Origin of the sequence: Thermobacillus sp. (genome assembly GCF_003390775.1) — a bacterium.
In the GTDB taxonomy this organism is placed as follows: Bacteria; Bacillota; Bacilli; order Paenibacillales; family Paenibacillaceae; genus Thermobacillus; species Thermobacillus xylanilyticus.
On record NZ_QEWA01000037.1, the window covers coordinates 77,212 to 95,964 of the forward strand.

The 18,753-nt window shown below is 60.1% G+C and carries 10 protein-coding genes; 9 read left to right on the plus strand and 1 reads right to left on the minus strand.

Annotated features, from left to right (window positions below; genetic code table 11):
* Positions 1-25 precede the first annotated feature (25 nt).
* A complete protein-coding gene (locus C6W55_RS09610; RefSeq protein ID WP_286892477.1) occupies positions 26-2,194 on the minus strand; it encodes an Ig-like domain-containing protein in 2,169 nt (722 codons plus the stop codon).
* Between the two features lie 225 nt (positions 2,195-2,419).
* On the opposite strand from C6W55_RS09610, the gene C6W55_RS09615 reads away from it, so the two are divergent.
* The 9 genes from C6W55_RS09615 to C6W55_RS09655 all read left to right on the plus strand — a co-directional run bounded on the left by C6W55_RS09615 (position 2,420) and on the right by C6W55_RS09655 (position 18,722).
* Positions 2,420-2,935: a CDP-alcohol phosphatidyltransferase family protein gene (locus C6W55_RS09615; RefSeq protein WP_286892478.1), complete on the plus strand. Its 516-nt coding sequence runs from the start codon at positions 2,420-2,422 to the stop codon at positions 2,933-2,935.
* A gap of 174 nt (positions 2,936-3,109) precedes the next feature.
* A complete protein-coding gene (fabZ, locus tag C6W55_RS09620; protein WP_483316360.1) occupies positions 3,110-3,556 on the plus strand; it encodes a 3-hydroxyacyl-ACP dehydratase FabZ in 447 nt (148 codons plus the stop codon).
* Positions 3,557-3,626: 70 nt separating this feature from the next.
* Entirely contained in the window at positions 3,627-5,336 is a 1,710-nt protein-coding gene (locus C6W55_RS09625; RefSeq protein ID WP_286892480.1) for a phospho-sugar mutase, read from the plus strand.
* Between the two features lie 12 nt (positions 5,337-5,348).
* Entirely contained in the window at positions 5,349-7,475 is a 2,127-nt protein-coding gene (locus C6W55_RS09630) for a DUF5693 family protein (RefSeq protein ID WP_286892481.1), read from the plus strand.
* Complete coding sequence (gene csaB / locus C6W55_RS09635; RefSeq protein WP_286892482.1) at positions 7,436-8,605, plus strand: polysaccharide pyruvyl transferase CsaB; 1,170 nt, start codon at positions 7,436-7,438, stop codon at positions 8,603-8,605. Before C6W55_RS09630 ends, csaB begins: the two co-directional genes overlap by 40 nt.
* Positions 8,606-8,633: 28 nt before the next feature.
* Positions 8,634-9,428 carry a WecB/TagA/CpsF family glycosyltransferase gene (locus C6W55_RS09640; RefSeq protein WP_286892483.1) on the plus strand — a complete coding sequence of 265 codons (795 nt, stop codon included), beginning with the start codon at positions 8,634-8,636 and terminating at the stop codon, positions 9,426-9,428.
* Between the two features lie 203 nt (positions 9,429-9,631).
* Positions 9,632-10,768: an MraY family glycosyltransferase gene (locus tag C6W55_RS09645; RefSeq protein ID WP_286892484.1), complete on the plus strand. Its 1,137-nt coding sequence runs from the start codon at positions 9,632-9,634 to the stop codon at positions 10,766-10,768.
* A gap of 299 nt (positions 10,769-11,067) precedes the next feature.
* Positions 11,068-15,201, plus strand: coding sequence for an S-layer homology domain-containing protein (locus tag C6W55_RS09650; RefSeq protein WP_286892485.1), 4,134 nt, complete (start codon positions 11,068-11,070; stop codon positions 15,199-15,201).
* 521 nt (positions 15,202-15,722) lie between these two features.
* Positions 15,723-18,722 carry an S-layer homology domain-containing protein gene (locus tag C6W55_RS09655; RefSeq protein WP_286892486.1) on the plus strand — a complete coding sequence of 1,000 codons (3,000 nt, stop codon included), beginning with the start codon at positions 15,723-15,725 and terminating at the stop codon, positions 18,720-18,722.
* The last annotated feature ends 31 nt before the right edge of the window (positions 18,723-18,753 follow it).

The window sequence follows — 18,753 nt, forward strand, 5'->3', positions numbered from 1 at the left end:
CCCTTCTTATGCCTGGAATCCGGTTTTATTTCACCTTCACCCGGATGGATACGGTCTTGCCCCCGTACGATGCCTTGATCGTCGCCGTGCCGTGCGCCAGGGCTTTGATCTGGCCGTCCGACACGACGGCGACGCGTTCGTTCGAGGACGTCCACGCGGCAAGCGCCGTGACGTCAACCTCTTCGCTCTTGTCGAATACGGCGGTCAGCCGCACCTGGCCGGTTGCGCCGGGCGCCAGTTCCAGCGATTTCGCCGACGTGTTCAGTTTGGTCAGCTTCGGCACGACCGATACCTGTACGATGAGCGGAATGCCCTGGTATTCGGTGATCACGGATGCTTGACCAACGGCGGAAGCCTTCACTTTGCTGCCGCTCACGGAGACGACGGACGGATTGCTCGACGTCCAGACGACTTTGCTGCTCAGCGTGACCGATTTGCCGTTCTTGTAGTAACCCGTTACTTTGATCGACATCGACTTGCCCGGGTTCAGCTCGATTGAAACGGGGCTCGCTTCAAGCCGGACGATCTCCTGCTCGACGATGACGCGGAACGTGAGCTTCTTGCCGAGGTAAGAAGCGGTCAGCGTGTAGCGGCCCGCCAGCAATCCTTTGAGCTCATTGCCGGCCACCAGAATGTTCGGCGACGACGTGGTCCATTCCAGCTTGGATTCAATGTCTTCGACCGTGTTTCCGTTCTTCAGAATGAGCCTCACGTCCGGCAGCGGAATCGACTTGCCGGCCACGACCGTCAGATCTTCGGCGTCGGACAGCAGCGCCAGCGGCTCTTCATGAACGGTGATCTTCACCTGCGCCGTGCGCGTGCCGACGCGCGCCGTCAGCACCGTCTCGCCGAGGCCGCGGGCGAACCACTTGCCGTCTTCAACGGTGACAATCGAGGTGTTCGCCGAGGTCCATTCGGCCAGGCCGGAGACCTCGATCGACCCGCCGGCGAGCGTCTCGCCGGTCACCTTGGGCAGCGCGCCTTCGCCGTCTGCGAACGCGTCGATCGATTCATTATCGATCGCAATCGACCGGATGTGCGGATAGACGGTCACATCAATGCCGACCGTGCGGCCCTTGTACGATGCCGTGATCCGGGCCTTGCCTTCTTCCTTGGCCGTCACGATGCCGTTCGCGACGGTCACCGCATACACATTGGACGATTTCCACTCGGCGAGCGCCGTGACGTCGTCTTCCGGTTCATCCGGATGGTTCGCCGCGAAGGCTTGCAGCGGCACCGGATCGCTCCCCAGAAGCAGGTGCAGCGGCTTGTCCGCCGACAGGCGCAGGGCGGCGTAGGCGGGCCGCACGACGACCGTCACCTGCTCATGCACGCCGAGGTATTCGGCGCGAACCGTCGTCGTGCCGACGCCGGCCGGCTTCACGAGGCCGTTCTTCACGGTGGCCACCGACGGGTCGGCGGACACCCAGCTTGCCTTCGCCGTCACGTCTTCGCTGCCGCCGTTCTTCAATGCGGCCGTTGCCGTGAGCTGCACGCCCGCATCGCCGTAGCGGAACTCGATCAGCTCTTCCGGAGCCAGCGCCAGCGATTCGTAGGGCGAGGTCACATTCAGTTTGACGCTGTCGGTGCGGCCTTTGTACCGGGCCGAAATCGTCACCGAACCCGGAGCGGACAGTTCGACTTTGCCGCCTTCCACCCGGGCGATGGCTTCATTCGAGGTGCTCCATTCCGCGTCATCGGTCACGTCCGAAGAGGAGCCGTTCTTGTACGCGAGGAGCTTCAGCTCGAGATCGTCGCCGAGCTCGAGTTCGAGCGTCGAGTTGATCGGGCTGCCGCCGGACGATGCGATTTCGACCTTGTCATATTCGTGGGTGACGGTGACGCGCATCGTTTTCGATGCCGAAGCATACTTCACCGTGATGTCGGCGTAGCCGGAAGCTTTCGCCGTCAGCAGCCCCTTGTCCACCTGGACGACGCTGCTGTTGGACGTGCTCCAGACGGCTTCGAACGTCACATCCTTATAGCTGCCGCCGGACAATTCCGCGACAGAGGATACCTGCTGCTTCTCATCGACGTACATCGACAGGGTGTTGTCGATGCCGGCGAACTCGATCGATTTCACCGTTTCGTCTGCTGCAGCCGCCCATGCGGCGGGCAGCGCCAGCAGGATCAGCGCGGTGATTGCGGCGATCAGGCGAATGCCGATTGTGCCATGTCTTTGTTTCGTTTGCATCAATGTCATCCTCCTTGCGCTCTTGCGGCCGTCAGGCAGTCTACTATTATATTAACGGCCGGAAGACGCGCATTCTGAAGGATTGGACGGAAAAATGTTCCTGCATGTCGGAAAGAATGCTGCGGGGGTGAGGCGGTTTTATTTTTGACGGTCAAGCGGTATAATGGTTGGGGAACTTGGAAGGCGGCTCCAAACGCGGAGACAGACAGAGGGGGAGGGGAGACGTTGAATCTGCCGAATATGCTCACGGCTTTGCGGTTTTTGCTGATTCCCGTCTATTTGATCGTATTCGCGAACGGGCATATGATCTCGGCGTTCATCGTTTTCACCGCTGCGGGGCTGACCGATGTTCTGGACGGATACATTGCCCGGTCCAGAGGCCTGGAGACGACGGCGGGCGCGCTGCTTGATCCGCTTGCCGACAAGCTGATGCTGATCGCCGTCATCGTGTCGCTGCTTATGGCGGGCATTATTCCGTGGGCGGCGGCGGTGCTGCTGTTCATCCGTGACATCGGGATGATCGCGGGGTCGGCGTTTTTCCATTTCCGGTGCAAAAAAACGGTCAAGGCAAACTGGATGGGCAAGTTGACGACGGTGCTGTTCTATGTGGCGCTGATGTTCATTTTCCTGGAACTGCCGTATGGCGTTGCGCTGCTCTGGTGCGTCATCGCGTTCTCGTTCGTCACATCGGTCATGTATATCGTGAAGTTCAGGGCGCTCAACAGCCGTCAGACGGGCTGACGGACCGGCGGCCAGGCTGAAAAGGAGCTTGCCCCGCGGGATGCTTCGATCCCTGCTGGACAAGCTCCCTTATCTGAACCTCCGCGATCTGCAGGTTCGCGAAGGGTGTTATTATTCTTGGTGGTTCCGCGAAATTTTATGCAGCCGTACCTGAGGGAGGATGATGATGTCGTGATGGATGTCAGACAGATTCAGGCGATCATACCGCATCGCCCGCCGTTTCTGCTGATCGACCGGATTCTGGAAGTGGAACCGGGCGTGCGGGCCGTCGGGCTGAAAAACGTGACGATGAACGAACCTTTTTTTGCGGGGCATTTTCCGGACTTCCCGGTCATGCCCGGCGTGCTGATCGTCGAGGCGCTCGCGCAGGTCGGCGCCGTCGCCATCCTGATGGTCGAAGCGAATCGCGGAAAGATTGCGATGTTCGCCGGAATCGACAATCTCCGCTTCCGCGGGCAGGTGACTCCGGGTGATACGCTGACGCTGTCGGTCGAGATCATCCGCCTCAAGGGGCCGATCGGCAAGGGCAAGGCGGTCGCGTCGGTGGATGGCAAGACGGTCGTCGAGGGCGAGATCATGTTCGCCCTGACGGACGGGGACGGCAACACCGGCGGCGCCTGAGCTTCAAGGCGGTGTCCGGGGAAGCCGAAGCAACGAACGGATCATTCTGACAAATCAAGGAGTGGGAACGATGACGGAGTTGAACGAAGCCTTTGTGCGATATCGGGCGTGGCTCGCGGATCCGTCGATCGATGAAGAGACGAAGCGCGAGCTGCGGGCGCTTGAAGGACAGGAGCAGGAGATCGCGGACCGTTTCTACCGGGAGCTCGAGTTCGGAACGGGCGGCCTGCGCGGCGTGATGGGCGCCGGTTCGAACCGGATGAACGCCTGGACGGTCGGCAAGGCGACGCAGGGGCTGGCGAACTGGCTGCTCGGCCGCAAGGCGCAGCCCGCCGTGGTGATCGCGCACGATTCGCGCCGCAATTCGGATGCGTTCGCCCTGACGGCCGCGGAAGTGCTGGCGGCCAACGGCATCAAGACGTATCTGTGGCCGGGGCTCCGCCCGACGCCGCAGCTGTCGTTCACGGTGCGCCATCTCGGCGCGGATGCCGGCATTGTGATTACGGCGAGCCACAATCCGCCGGAATATAACGGATACAAAGTTTACGGACCCGACGGATGCCAGATTGTCCCGGATCTCGCGGAGGAAGTGATCGGCCATATCCGGAAGGTGAAGAGCTTCGCGGAAGTGAAGCGGATGGCCCGCGGGGAGGCCGAGAAAGCCGGGCTGATCGTCTGGCTGGGCGAGCGCGAAGACCGGGCGTACCACGAGACGGTCGCGGCCCAGAGCCTGCGGCCCGGGCTGCTGAAAGCCGGCGCGGGAAATGAGCTTTCCATTATTTATACGCCGCTGCACGGCGCGGGCAACGTGCCGGTGCGGGAAGTGCTGAAGCTGGCCGGCTTCGGCAACGTGCGGGTCGTCGCCGAGCAGGAGAAGCCGGACGGCGGATTCCCGACGGTGAAGTCGCCGAACCCGGAAGAGCGGGAAGCGTTCGCGATGGCGATCGAGCAGGCGAAGCGGGAAGGCGCCGACCTCATCATCGGCACAGACCCGGACTGCGACCGGATGGGCGCCGTCGTGAAGAACGAGCGCGGCGAGTATGTCGTGCTGACCGGCAACCAGTCCGGCGCCATTCTGGTGCACTATCTGCTCACGGCGCTGCGCGAAGCGGGACGGCTGCCGGACAACGGCGCCGTCGTGAAGACGATCGTCACGAGCGAGATGGGCGCCGACATCGCCCGCAGCTTCGGCGTCCGCGTCGACAACACGCTCACCGGGTTCAAGTACATCGGGGAGCGAATGACGCGCTACGAGCAGACGGGCGAAGCGACGTTCCTGTTCGGCTATGAGGAAAGCTACGGCTATCTCGCGGGGCAATATGCGCGGGACAAGGACGCGGTCGTCGCCTCGCTGCTGATCGCCGAGGCGGCCGCCTGGTACAAGCGGCAGGGCAAGACGCTGTACGATGTGCTGCTCGAACTGTATGAGACCTACGGGTATTATTTCGAAAGTCTGGAATCGCGCACGTTGAAAGGGCTGGACGGCGTCCGGAAGATTCAGGGCATCATGGAGGACTGGCGGACGGCGCCGCCCGCGGAAGTCGCCGGGGTCAAGGTGGAGCGGGTGCTCGACTATCTTCCGGGACTGGACGGCCTGCCGCCGGAGAACGTGCTGAAGTTCATGCTGGCGGACGGTTCCTGGTTCTGCCTGCGTCCGTCGGGCACGGAGCCGAAGATCAAAGTCTATTTCGCCGTGCGCAGAAGCAAGCGGGAAGAAGCAGAGGCGGCGCTCGCCCGCCTGACCGCCGAAGTGATGGCGCGGGTGGACAATCGAAGTTAAGGAGTGGACATTTTGCCACAAGCCTATCGATTCTGGAACCGGGCGGCGCGCCGGCTGCTCCTGGTGCTGACGGCGCTGGGCGTGCTTGCGGCGCTGCCGCTCGGTTTCGTTCGTCATCAGATGGAGCAGAAGTCGAAAACGGTCGAGTTCGTCTTCGATTACCGCGATCTTCTGCTGGTCGCTTCCTATCAGGCGCATCCGCAGCAGTTCATGGAAGAAAAGCTGGAGCAGCTCAAGGAGGCCGGCGTGACGACGCTGGCCGTGTTCGAAGGGTCGCTGGACGATTTCGCCCGGGCGGGACGGATCACCGTCTACAACTCCATGCAGGCCGCTTTGCTGCAGGGAGAGCCCGCTCCGGCGGATGAGAACTACACGTATGTGCTGTTCACGGACGAGAAGGCTGCCGAGGCGCTCGAACCGCTGTTCCGGCGGGCGTTCGAGGCTAGCGGAAACGCGGTCCGGACCTGGTCTTTCGGCGGCAAGCCCGGCCTTGTGCTGGAGACGTCGGTCGAGGATGCGCAGCTTCGGCCGATGGAGCCGGACCCGCTGACGCTGGAAGAGCTCGCGGCTGCCGGTTTCCGCCTGCTGCCGCGTCTTACGGACCGGATTCGTCCTTACGATCCGGACCTGATGGACGAAATGCTCGGCCGGTTCGCCGAGCTCGGCGTGGAGCGTCTGTTGTTCGAGGGCACCGAGGCGACGGGTTTCGGCGACCAGGCGCAGATGCAGAGCCTGGATCATTTCGCGTCGCTGCTGAACAAGTACGGTTTCGGGCTTGCGGCGATCGAGAACATGCGCACGCCGCAGGCAGGCTTCGCGACGCTGGCTTTCAAGACGGATTACGATGTCGTGCGGCTGTACTCGCTGTCCGAGAACGATGCATTCACGATGAGCCCCGCCGCCATCGCCGACCGCTTCCTGCTGGCGGCGAAGGACCGGAATATCCGGATGTTCTATCTGAATACCGCGCCGATGCGCAGCGCGTCGAAACCGACGATTACCGATTCGCTGGACAACCTGGTCGCGGCGCTGGACGGCCGGGACGGCGAGGAAGGGGCCGTCGCGAAGCTGGAACGGTTCGGCTTCAAGGCGGGCTTCGCCGAGCCGTTCGATTACCGGTATGAAGGGTGGCAGAAGGTTCTGCGCGCGGTCGTCGCGCTGGGAGCGATCGCGATCATCGCGCTGCTCCTCGATGCGTTCCTGCGCGGCTTCGGGCCGATCGCATTCGTCATCGGCCTTGCCGGCAGCGCCGGTCTGTTCGTGCTCAGCCCTTCGCTGCTGGAGCAGGCGCTGGCGCTCGGCGCGGCGGTGGCGGCGCCGACGCTGGCCGTCATCTGGGCGCTCGGACGCGTGCGCGCGCATACCGAAGGCGACCGGCGGCCGGTCGGCGGGTTCGGCGATGCCGACCCGGCTGGCGCGGACGATGAGCGGCTGTTCGGCGGCCGGTGGCTGTTCGACGGCCACCCGGCGGGCAGGAGGCTTGTTTCGGCCGTTTTCCTGTTCGCGGTGACATCGCTGCTGTCGCTCTGCGGCACGGCGTTCGTCTTCGGCCTGCTGACGAATGTGACGTACAGCCTGGTGCTGCAGCAGTTCCGCGGCGTCAGCGTGCTGCACATGGCGCCTATCGCGCTTGTCGCGCTCTATGTGTTCCTGTACACCGGGCGGTCCGTATCCGGACAGCTGCGCAAGCTGCTGCGGCTTAAGGTGACGGTGCTCGGCGTCGTGGTCGCGGTCGTGCTGGCGGGCGTCGGCTACTATTATATGACGCGCACGGGCAACTCCGGACAGGTGACGTCCATCGAGATCGCGTTCCGGAATTTCCTCGAGTCGACATTCGGCGTCCGGCCGCGCACGAAGGAGTTTCTGCTGGCGCATCCTCTTTTCGTCCTTGGCCTGTTCCTGTCGTTCCGCTATCGGGCGGCGTGGGTGCTGATGATCGCCGGAGTGCTCGGGCAGCTGTCGATGGTGGACACGTTCGCGCATATCCATTCGCCGATCCTGCTGTCGCTGATCCGCTGCCTGCTCGGTCTGGGACTCGGCCTCATCATCGGGCTCATCCTGATCGCCCTGTGGCAGCTCGGGGAAGGAGCGTGGCGGCGATGGGCGCTCTCCGCGAAGGGCGATCGGCGTTCCGCGTAGCGATCTCGGGCTATTACGGGTTTCGCAACAGCGGCGATGAAGCGGTGCTCCGTTCGATCGTGACGGCGCTTCGGGAGGAAGGCCGGGCTTCCGGCGTGGAGGTTGAACCGGTCGTCCTGTCCGGCGACCCGGCCTGGACGGAGTCGGCGCACGGCGTCGAGGCTGCGCACCGGATGCGGCCCGCCGAGGTGCTGCGGACGCTGCGCGGCTGCGACGCGCTGATCAGCGGCGGCGGCAGCCTGCTGCAGGACGCGACGAGCGCGAAGACGATCCCCTATTACACGGGGATCGTCGGGCTGGCCCGGCTCCTGGGCAAGCCGGTGTTCGTCTACGCCCAGGGGATCGGGCCGGTCAAGCGGGCGTGGCTGCGCCCGCTTGTACGCGCGGCGATGAACGCATCCCGCATCGTGACGGTGCGGGATGAGGAGAGCGCCGCGCTGCTCGCGCGCCTCGGAGTGGCGCGCGGGCGGATCGAGGTGGTGCCCGATCCGGTGATGGGGATGCCGCTGCCGGCGGAAGCGGAGGCGCGCGCCGGGGATGGCATGGGCGGCCAAGGCCCGGGCGATGACGGCGCCGCGCCGGTGGTCGGCGTGTCGGTGCGCCGCTGGCGGCCCGACGGCGCCGACCTTGCGCGGGTCGCGGAGGCGCTGGCCGCCCTTGTTCGCCGGCGCGCCGTGCGGCTGCGCTTCCTGCCGCTGCATACGCAGGACGACGCGGAGGCGTCGCGGGCGGTGATGGATCGGCTGGCCGCGCTGGGCGCGGGGGACGCCGCCGAGCTCGCCGAGCCCGGCGACGATCCGCAGCGGATGCTGCTCGAGGTCGGGCGCTGCAGCCTGATCTTCGGCATGCGGCTGCACGCGCTCATCTACGCCGCGAACCGCGGCGTGCCGATGCTCGGTCTGTCCTACGATCCGAAGATCGATCATTTTCTCGCCCGGCTCGGTCTTGCGCCGATCGGGACGACGGAAGCGCTCGATGCGGAGGCGTTCGCTTCCGCGGCTGACGGCCTGCTGACGCCGGAAGGCGCGGAGGCCTGGCGGGAGCGGCACGGTTCCGCGCTCGAGGCGCTGCGCCGGGAAGCGCGCCGGCCGGCGCAGCTAGTCGTCCGCGCGCTGCGCGGCATGGCATAATGCGCGGCATGGCATAAGGGGTGACGACATGAGCCAGAAGCCCGATTATCCGGCGGTGCCGATTTTCGGCCTGCCGTTCTCGAAGATGAATATGGCGGAGACGGTGGAATATCTCGCGCGGGCGGTCGAAGCGCGGCGTCCGACGCAGGTGATCACCGGGAACCCGATCATGGTGATGGCGGCGCTTGAGCGGCCCGATTATTACCGCGTCATGGAGCAGGCGGAACTGATCGTGCCGGACGGCGCCGGCATCGTCTGGGCGTCCCGCATCGCCGGCAATCCGGTGCCGGAGCGCGTCGCCGGGTTCGACCTGCTGCACGAACTGATGCGGGAGGGCGAGCGGCGGCGCTGGTCGGCGTATCTGCTCGGCGCGCGCCAGGAAGTCGTCGAGGAAGTCGCGCGGCGTCTGCAGGAGCGCTACCCGCTGGTCCGGATCGCCGGCTGGCGGAACGGCTATTTCGGGCCGGAGGATGACGCCGGCGTTGTCGCCGCGATCCGGGAAGCCGCGCCGGATCTCCTGTTCGTCGCGCGCGACGCGCTGACGACGCAGGAACCGTGGATCGCGCGCTACAAGCATGAGCTCGGCGTGCCCGTCATGATGGGGGTCGGGGGCAGTTTCGACGTGATCGCGGGACGGACGAAGCGGGCGCCGGTGTTTTTTCAGAAGCTCGGGCTTGAATGGCTGTACCGGCTGCTTCGCCAGCCTTCGCGCGCGGGCCGGATGGCCGCGCTGCCGCGTTTTGTGTTGAAAGTGCTGCGCGCGGGCCGGAAACTCGGGGAGCGGCCGGCCTCGGTGCGCGAGACGGAAATGAAGAAAATTTAAGCTGCATGATCAAATCGGCCCGACTTTCGCTTGATTCGGTGGGTGCAGCCGTTTTGCCTGTGAAAATCGGCTGAAAACGAGGATGGATTTTCATTCCCAAGAGGCGTATAATGCATTCGTTATGGTTTTGCCGCAACCCGTGCGCGCGGGCAAGCGGCAAATCCGGTTGCAACGCAGCAATGCTTGTACGGGAGAGTGTGATGATGCCCACGGGCGTTTACCTCGTTATCGGATTTATCATCGCTGCAACGATGTCGCTGCTTCTGACGCCGGCGGTCAAGGCGCTTGCGTTCAAGATCGGCGCCGTCGACAAGCCGAATGCACGCAAGGTACATACGCGCATTATGCCGCGGCTTGGAGGACTGGCGATCTACGCCGCGTTCGCCATAGGGCTTTTCGCCCTTCTGCCGTTCCTGCCGGATGCGATGCTGAGCGGATATGACAAGCGATTCATCGCGGCGCTCCTCTCGGGCGGCACGATCATCGTGCTGATCGGCGCGCTCGACGACCGGTTCGAACTGTCGGCAAAGGTGAAGCTGCTGGGGCAGATCGCGGCCGCCTGCGTCGTCGTGTTCGGCTTCGGGATCCGCATCAATCTGCTCAACATCCCGTTCGGCGAGACGATTGAGCCGGTGGCGGAATGGCTGGCGATTCCGCTGACGATTCTGTGGATCGTCGGGTGCACGAACGCGATCAATCTGATCGACGGGCTGGACGGCCTTGCAGCCGGCGTCTCCGGCATCGCGATCGCGACGATTCTCGTCATGGCCGTCATCATGGGCTCCGAGCCGGTCATGCTGCTCAGCGCGCCGCTGCTCGGCGGCATCATCGGATTCTTGAGGTACAATTTCCATCCTGCAAAGATTTTCATGGGAGACTCGGGCTCGCTGTTCCTCGGCTTCAGCCTGGCGACGCTGTCGATGCTCGGGTTCAAGCAGGTGACGATCGTTTCGTTCGTGACGCCGCTGCTCATCATCGGCGTGCCGCTGTCGGACACGTTCTTCGCCATCGTCCGGCGGGTGGTGAACAAGCGGTCGATCTTCGAGCCGGACAAAGGCCACCTGCACCATTGTCTGCGCGAGCTCGGCTTCAGCCACCGCGGCACGGTGCTGATCATTTACGGAATCGCCGCATTCTTCGGCGCGACCGCGATTTTCATGTCGACCGTCGTGCCGTCGTCGTCGGCGAACTGGGTGACGTTCGTCGTCATCGCGGTGCTCGTGTTCATTCTGCAGATCGGCGCGGAACTGATCGGGATCGTGGACAAATCGCGCCGTCCGGTGCTCAACCTGCTGGCCCGTCTGCGGATGAAGGCGGGAATTTCGACGCGGTCGAAGTGAACAGGATTGCCATACGTTGGAACCGGTCGCTTGCGCGGCCGGTTTTTTTTGCGTTCGTTCGGCGGCGTTCGACTAAATTTTCGTATCCTGAGAGCCGATAACTAAGGTACGAAACTTTTGGAGACTCTGAGCGTCCCTACATGCAAAGCCTGTTTTTCAGTACTTCAGGAGAAAGCGAGCAGAAGGAGGGCAGTTGACGAAATCGGGTACGCGTGTCGTCCACGTGCAATGCAGGCTGGACGGCGGGGACGGAAAATGTTGATCAGACCAACGAAGTTGCGCAAGGAGGAGGAACTTTCGTGAAGCGACTTACCGCTGTACTGCTGGCCATCTGTCTGGCGCTGGTGTCGGTTCCGACGGCAATCGCGCCTGTGTCGGCGGCAGACGGGGATTATTTCATATTTCCGGGAGAGCAATCTCAGTATGAACAGGCCCGTGTCGTGCTGACCAGCAGGGTCGACTTGACGGGTACAATCAATCAGGTGATCGGTTCCACCATTACTTATACGGTCGAGCGGGTCGTCAAGACAGACGGAGTGGAACAGGTCGTCCAGTCGAATCCGAACCAGACGGCCAACATTATCCTGAACGGCAACTCGATCCGGATCCTCAGCATTCAGCTGTTCCCGGGCGTGAACAAAATTACGTTCAAAGGCCTGAACGGGTTCACGGAAGTATCAAGCAGCATCTACATCGAGTACCGGAACAGTCCGTCGCTCTATGATCTGAAGGCGATTATCGACGGACAGCAATTTGACATTCTGGAAGACCGGACGACGGTCATTCATTCGGCATTGTCGCGGTATAAGCCGAACTATGACATCATCATCACCGGCAAGGCGCCGAATGCCGACCGCGTGACGGTCATTGTGAACGGCCGCAGTTATACCTATACGGTCAATTCGGTCAACGACTGGACGTTCGCGGCGTCGCCGGTCAACGTCTCCAAAGGGAAAAACACGGTGACGATCCGGGTGTTCAACGGGACGCAGTCCGTGGAAACCACGCGTGAAATCGCGTTCTACAACGGCGAAGTGACGTTCTACGATCTGACGCTGACGAACGACGTCGATTCGTCGACCGCTTCGCTCGAGTCGGCGCCGAACTATTCCGTCAAATCGGGGGCAACGGTCTTCGTCACGGGCAAAGTCATATTGCCGGTCAAGGTGACGCAGCAGGATTTGGATGATCCGGGCAAGACGGTCTATACGCCGGATGTCAATAAATTCACGGATGACGAGGAGGATGACCAGTATAAATATTTGCTGGGCGGCGGAACCTGGAGTGCGCTCACGTTGACCAATCCGGACCCCGATCCCACGACAATCACGCCGGCTGTGACGTTCGTAACGGTAGAGTTCACCCAGCGAATCGGTACGGTGGGAGCGGGGCTCCAGTTCGATACGCTTCACACGCTGGAGTTCAGCGGCGAGAATGCGATGAAGAATGCGCCGGCGAATATCGACACCACCGGCAGGTTCGCGTTCTACCTCCGCGATGCGGACAAACCGTATATTCATGAAGTGAATTATCTTCCGGGGTATTCGGATGCGACTGATACGACGCAGCTACCCGGCATGAGCGGTTCGCCGCTGAATGGCGCCACGATACCGGCGCTGCCGCTCGGCGTGGAACTGCTGATCGGCAACCCGGATACGGCGAATGAAGAAGAAGTCAAGCTGACGGGGGTCAAGAATTCGCAAGGCACACCGGCGCAGCCTTCCGAATATTCGGCCGATCAGATCGAAATGACGTCGCCGGTGTTCGTGACCCGGACGATTGACGGCGTCGACCGTCAGTTCCAGCGCGTATTTCTGAGGATTGACAAGCTGCCGGCTTCCGGAACGCTGACGCTCAAGTTCGAAGTTACAAACGGCACGAGCACGGAGGTCAAGATCCAGCTGCTGTACGGTCCGTATGTCAAATATGACCGGCTGTATGACGGCATGGAAATTCCCTTCGACACGACGAGCGCCGATGGACAGGACTATCTGCTGAACCAGGTGTTCAACTACTTCAAGGGCGAACTCAAGAACGTCAGCAATACCGCCGACATTCGCTACACCAACGAAGTCGACAACGTAAGCAACACCGTCAAGCTGCAGACCGTCTTCATGTACATCAACAATATCGAAGTGCAGCTGGAGCAAGACGGAAATTCAAGAGCGCGGTTCACGTTGGATAACGCCACGGGACCGAATCCCGACGATCCGAACGACGGGAACTTCGTGCCGAACCATAAAAAAGCTTACGACGCCATCTTCAAAGGCGGCGAGAACGTCGTCAAGTTCGTCTACATGACGCCGAACAACAGCTATGTCAACGAGACGAAGTTCGTCATCATCCCGACGAACCTGCCCGAGATTCCGGCGAAGAACACGGACGGCGTCTTCCCGTACAGCGTGAACCGCACGGAGCCGATGAAGAATGACCCGAACTTCGAGCTTCGCGGCACCGTGTTCACGACGCGCGAGGCGCGGATGAACGTCTACGGCACGTTCGATTTCGTCGACCTGGGCAACACGCAGGCCCTGATGGAAGCGAAACTCCAGCAGCTCGGGGCAAGCGCGGCCAACTATATCCTGCATATCCAGACAGGCGACGAAGAGTTCGAATGGAATCTCGGCCATGAGTTCCAGGCGAAGGGCAATTCGCAGACGACCGTCACCATGAACGAAGGTATGGGCAACGGCCGAATCCGCGTGGCGTACGATTACGACAAGCAATCCTTCGAGTTCATCCTGACGAACGAGACGCTGCCGCCGGACGGAAGCTCGAAGGTGTATACGATCACGGTATTCAACACCGGCAAGAACGGCCCGCGGGCAACGTACCGTCTGGAGATCGACCCGACGACGATACCGTACACGATTCTCGCTCCGGTATCCGAGAAACGGACGATCAATCAAAGCTTCGTCGAAGTGCTGATCTACTCCGAAGGCGCTGAATCGGTGCAGATTGACGGCAAAGAGGCGAAGAAGGTCCGTTACATCGACTATTCGAAGTCGCCGGAAGAAGAACTGGACGCTTTCTATGGGCTCGTCACGGGGCTGAAAGCGAACAAGCCGACGAACATCAAGTTTGTCATTACGAGCGGCTCCGAGAAAATTCAAGACACCCTCACCGTGACCTACACGCCGGAGAACATTCCCGGTGCGCAGGTTATGGAGACGATGAAGAACAAGCATACGCCGTTCGGCAATGCGCTGACGTTGTCGTTCGAGCGGGGCACCAACCTGATTCGGCGGGATTATAACGTGCCGCAAGAATACAAGACTCAGGTATACAACGGCAACAACATCCTGTTTGCGATTGCCAACCCGACGGACGGCGTCGTGAACCGGCACGAGTTCGAGAGCGTGCCGGCCGGATATGACCTGAACGTGGAACTGGGCTCGGTATATTTCTCCGCGAGCTTCCCGAGACGATTCGTGAAGGTCAGCCCGGTGTTCTGGATCGACGCGGGTCAGGCCGACGATATCGCGACTTCGCATTACGATCCGATTACGTCCGGCTACGATCCGCTGCCGTTCTCGAAAATCAAGGATGAAAGCCGCGAGTACTATTTCCAACGCAATCCCGACAGGGAGCTGATCCCGTCGAAACGGGGCACGCTGACGCTGGCGTACGACCCGTCGGCGCGCCAGAGCGCGGGCGTGACGATCACCGTACTCCGGTTCGATCCGTTCACCCGGCAATGGGAGAACATCGGCGGCACGGTCGACGAGAAGAAGAACACGATTACGGTGCCGTTCGACCGGTTCGGCTACTACGTCGTTGGCAAGCTGTCCGCCGGCTACAACGATATTATCGACCATCCGTACGCGCGCAATGCGGTTGAAGCCGTGTTCGCCAAAGGCGTCATGAACGCGATCGATCCGAGCGGCGCGTTCGGCACGGATCAATATGTAACGCGCGGCGAGTTCACCCGGATGATCGTCCGCGCGCTCGAGCTGCCGCTCAATTACGACGGCCCGAAACACTTCATGGACATCGGTGATACGGGCGGAGTCGTCAGCCCGGATGCGCTCTGGGATTACCGCTATATCGAAACGGCGGCCAGGGCGGGCATCGTCAAGGGAACCCGTCCGGAGACGTTCGAGCCGACCAATTACATTTCGCGCCAGGACGCTGCCGTCATGCTCGCGAATGCGTTGAACCTGAAGCAGGATACGAATTACGACAACATTCGCAAGCAGCTGCAGAAAGCGTTCAAAGACGAGGCGAGCATCAGCGTCTACGCGAAACCGGCCATCGCGGCAATCCAGAAGAAAGGATTCATTACCGGTGCGCCGGTTGACGCGAACGATTTGTCGAAAGGCTATGTTTTCGAACCGACGGCGCGTCTGCTGCGGTCCGACGCCGCCATCATCATCGCGCGCGTAATGGCCGATCAGAAGAAGCTGCCGAAGATTTTCGCGCCGCAGCAGTAAGCCCGATGATGCACGGAAAACCGGATCATCATGATCCGGTTTTCCGCATGCAAAAATCGCGCTTCTTGGAAGATAGTTAATATCGACTGGCGAGACCTCCTCAAGCTATACTCATAAGCGTAAGTCAGCCGATTCAACAAGCAGAAATGCAAAAAATAATTTCTTCGGATCCAAGCAAAACATCGCAACTTTTTTGAACCGCCTGCGTCTAAATACATGACTTTCGGGAATCGCGGAATTTGCGGAACGTCGCAGAATGCCGGTTCCGAACTGCCTCTTTACGGTTGTTGTCTAAGCATTGTATAATGTTATAGTGCCGCATATCAGTCTACCAAGATTTTCTTCCAACGGTTACGAGTTTCTGCGACATGATCTTACATTTTCGTATGAGACTTGACGCAGACATCATTTAATACGAATTCGCGCTCAACTCTGGGAAGGGGGTGAATCGGCAGATGAGGAAGAGCCATCCACAACACTCTCAACATCCGAAGCAGTTCAGAGGAGGAGAAAAAAAGGTTATGAAGAAAAGTTTGTCCCTGCTTGTGGCCATCGCTATGGTCTTCTCGATGTTCGCGACCGTAGCAGCCGCAGCAACCGACACTCAATCCAAGTACAATGAGCTCAAGGAAGCGGGCGTCTTCAGAGGTACGGGTGACGGTTCCGCCGCACTCGAGAATGAAATGACCCGCGCCGAGTTCGCCGGCATCATCGCTCGTCTGACTGGCGTAACGTCCAGCGGCACGGCGAAGTTCAATGACGTTCCGAGCTCCCACTGGGCGTCGAAGGACATCGCCGCTGTTGCGGAAGCCGGTTACATGGAAGGCACCGGCAACAACAACTTTGCACCGTCGAAGAATGTGACGCTGCAAGAGCTGATCAAAGTTGCCGTGACGATCGTCGGTCTTGAAATCGACGAAGATGCTACGGTTGAAGGCAAAGCCGGCGCTTGGGCGCAACCGTACATCGCAGCCGCAATTGCAGCCGGCCTCATTCAACCGCTCGGCGACTACACGGCCAACGCAACGCGCGGTGACCTGGTAAACGTTACGTATGAAGTTTACCAAGTTCTCCAAAACATCGCGAAAGTTAAGGGCTATGAAGTCGTCAGCGCGACGAAAGTTGTCGTATCGTTCTCGGACGGCGGCAAAGTTGAAGTTGAGCTCGACAAGCCGCTGAAGCTGGGCAAGAACACGATTACGGTTACGTACAAAGATCGCGAGTATAAAGTTGAAGTTGAATTCGAAGCTACGGCCGCTACGGCCAAGCAAGTCGGCGCGAAGACGATCGAAGTTACGTTCAACAAAGCAATTGACGATTCGAAAGTCAAATTTGCTGTGAAGAACGGCATCATTTCGCGCGACGTTGCGAAAGTTACGGTATCCGACGACAAGAAGAAAGCCATTGTTGAACTGACGACGCGCCTGCAAAACGGCGATTCGGTTGTCACGATCAGCGGCATCGAATCCGAAGATATCGTTGCAGAATTCAAAGCCGAAGACGAGAAAGTATCGCAAGTGAAGTTCAAAAGCAACAAGCTTGCGCTTACTTCGATGACCAACTTCAATGAAGTCAAGGTCGGTTACCAAATCCTGAACCAGTTCGGCGAAGAAGCAACCAGCAGCAACACGCCGCAGTTCATGGTAGGTAAAGTGACGAGCAGTGTTACGGCTTCCAACGGCGTTCTGACGATTCAAACGCCGACTACGGCTCCGTTCTACATTAACGAAACCGTCATGATCAGCGGTCATCTGAACATGGGCACGTATGTCGTCACGTTCAATGAGACGCTGACGGTCGGCGAGCCGGCAACGATCGACAGCATCGAGTTCAAGGGTATCTATCATCCCGATAACAAAGAACTGAATACGGCATCGACGTTCACGGACTACGTTGTTCTGATCGATGCGAAAGACCAATACGGAAATAAGCTTGATGCTGCGAAACTGAATGCCAATGCTATCTTCACGGTTTCGAATCCGAGCATCTTCCAACTCGGAACCGCATATGACAACCAAGGTCCGAACAAGGATCAAGTTGGCATTCAACTTGCGGCTCCGGCTTACTCGCCGGGCTTCGATGGCACGAATACGATCCGGATTATGTCGTACTCCGGCAAGCAGTTCTCGTATGACGTCCAAGTGACGAAAGCTTCGACGCTTCAGAAGATTACGCTGAGCGCTCCGTCGCAAGTCGTTGCCGCTGGCGACGGTACGGTGAAGATTCCGTTCGTTGCAGAAGACCAATACGGTAACCAACTGAAGAAGTACAGCGATCTGGCCGGCAAGCTCACGCTGTGGGCGCAAGGCACGACGCTGACTCTGAAGCAAGACTACGCGACGAAGGAAGCTTATCTGGAACTGGCAGTTCCGGGCCCGAATCCGTCGCAAACGACTGCTATCCCGCTCATGCTGATGGCTACGGTTAACGGTACGGGTCAATCGTCGCAAATCACGATTAACATCGAGAAGCAGGCATATCCGGAATCGATCTCGGGTCTGACCTCCGATGTGGCGGCTTCGCTGGCACAAGGCGCGACGACGACGATCAAGCCGGACTATATCAAAGTGAAAGACAACTACGGCCGTGACAAAAAGCTGGGAGATCTGCTCTCCGCCGGCACGCACAAAGTTATCGTCAGTGTTGCCGACAACACGCAAGACGTCGTTTCGCTCTCGGCTAGTGAACTGGCAGCTTCGAGCGATGCCATCACGGTAACCGCTCTTTCCAAAGGCAACGAACGCATCAAAGTTCAACTTGTTGACCGTAAAGATGTTACCAATCCGAATGACGATGTAGTTGTCTACACGTTCGAAAGCTTTGTCTTCAACGTCGTCGACAACAGCGGCATTGTGGAATATGCGGTTGAAGACGTACCGAAGCTGAGCAACAAGCCGAACCGTCAAGTCGACCTGAAAGTCGTCGGCAAACGTTCGAACGGCGCGACGGTAGTGCTGCCGACGAGCGCATACTCGGTAACGACGACGAACGGTCTGATCTACACTGGCGGCAAGCTGGACGCATCCGCGATCACGAGCGGCTTTGACAGCAACGGCGAACTGAAAGCTGGCGTCATCGTCTCCGTCTTCGCAAGCGGTCAAACGATCAACAAAGAAGTTGTCGTTTCGAACGCGGCGCTGCGGCCGACGACGATCGAGCAAAAGGATGCCAACAACCTGAAAGCCGAAAACGGCGTCGTCAAAGGTACGGTTGCAAACCTGACGGCAGGCGGCGACGTGATCGACAACATCTTCGCAACGCTGAAGATCAAAGACCAGTTCGGATTCGAAATGAATCCGGCAAATGGGGATGAAGCTTCTGCAGCTGCATCGCAATTCACGGCTACGGTCGCTAATATCGACGATGTCAACAAGAACTCGCTTACGCTGACGGTAAACCAAAACGGCGGTTCTGCCGACATGGTTAGCGTCACGGGTGTCGAACAAGGCGACTCCTTCACGGTGATCTTCACGTCCAAAGTATCGGGCGCAAGCATCACGCTGAAGGTTGTAGCGGAATAATCGGGATTGCTCCCAGCGGGACCTCGATTCT

Excerpts from the sequence above, each read along its gene's own strand:
- C6W55_RS09610 (WP_286892477.1), bottom strand. The coding sequence starts at position 2,194 with ATGCAAACGAAACAAAGACATGGCACAATCGGCATTCGCCTGATCGCC.
- fabZ (WP_483316360.1), top strand. The coding sequence starts at position 3,110 with ATGGATGTCAGACAGATTCAGGCGATCATACCGCATCGCCCGCCGTTT.
- C6W55_RS09625 (WP_286892480.1), top strand. The coding sequence starts at position 3,627 with ATGACGGAGTTGAACGAAGCCTTTGTGCGATATCGGGCGTGGCTCGCG.
- csaB (WP_286892482.1), top strand. The coding sequence starts at position 7,436 with ATGGGCGCTCTCCGCGAAGGGCGATCGGCGTTCCGCGTAGCGATCTCG.
- C6W55_RS09640 (WP_286892483.1), top strand. The coding sequence starts at position 8,634 with ATGAGCCAGAAGCCCGATTATCCGGCGGTGCCGATTTTCGGCCTGCCG.
- C6W55_RS09645 (WP_286892484.1), top strand. The coding sequence starts at position 9,632 with ATGCCCACGGGCGTTTACCTCGTTATCGGATTTATCATCGCTGCAACG.
- C6W55_RS09655 (WP_286892486.1), top strand. The coding sequence starts at position 15,723 with ATGAAGAAAAGTTTGTCCCTGCTTGTGGCCATCGCTATGGTCTTCTCG.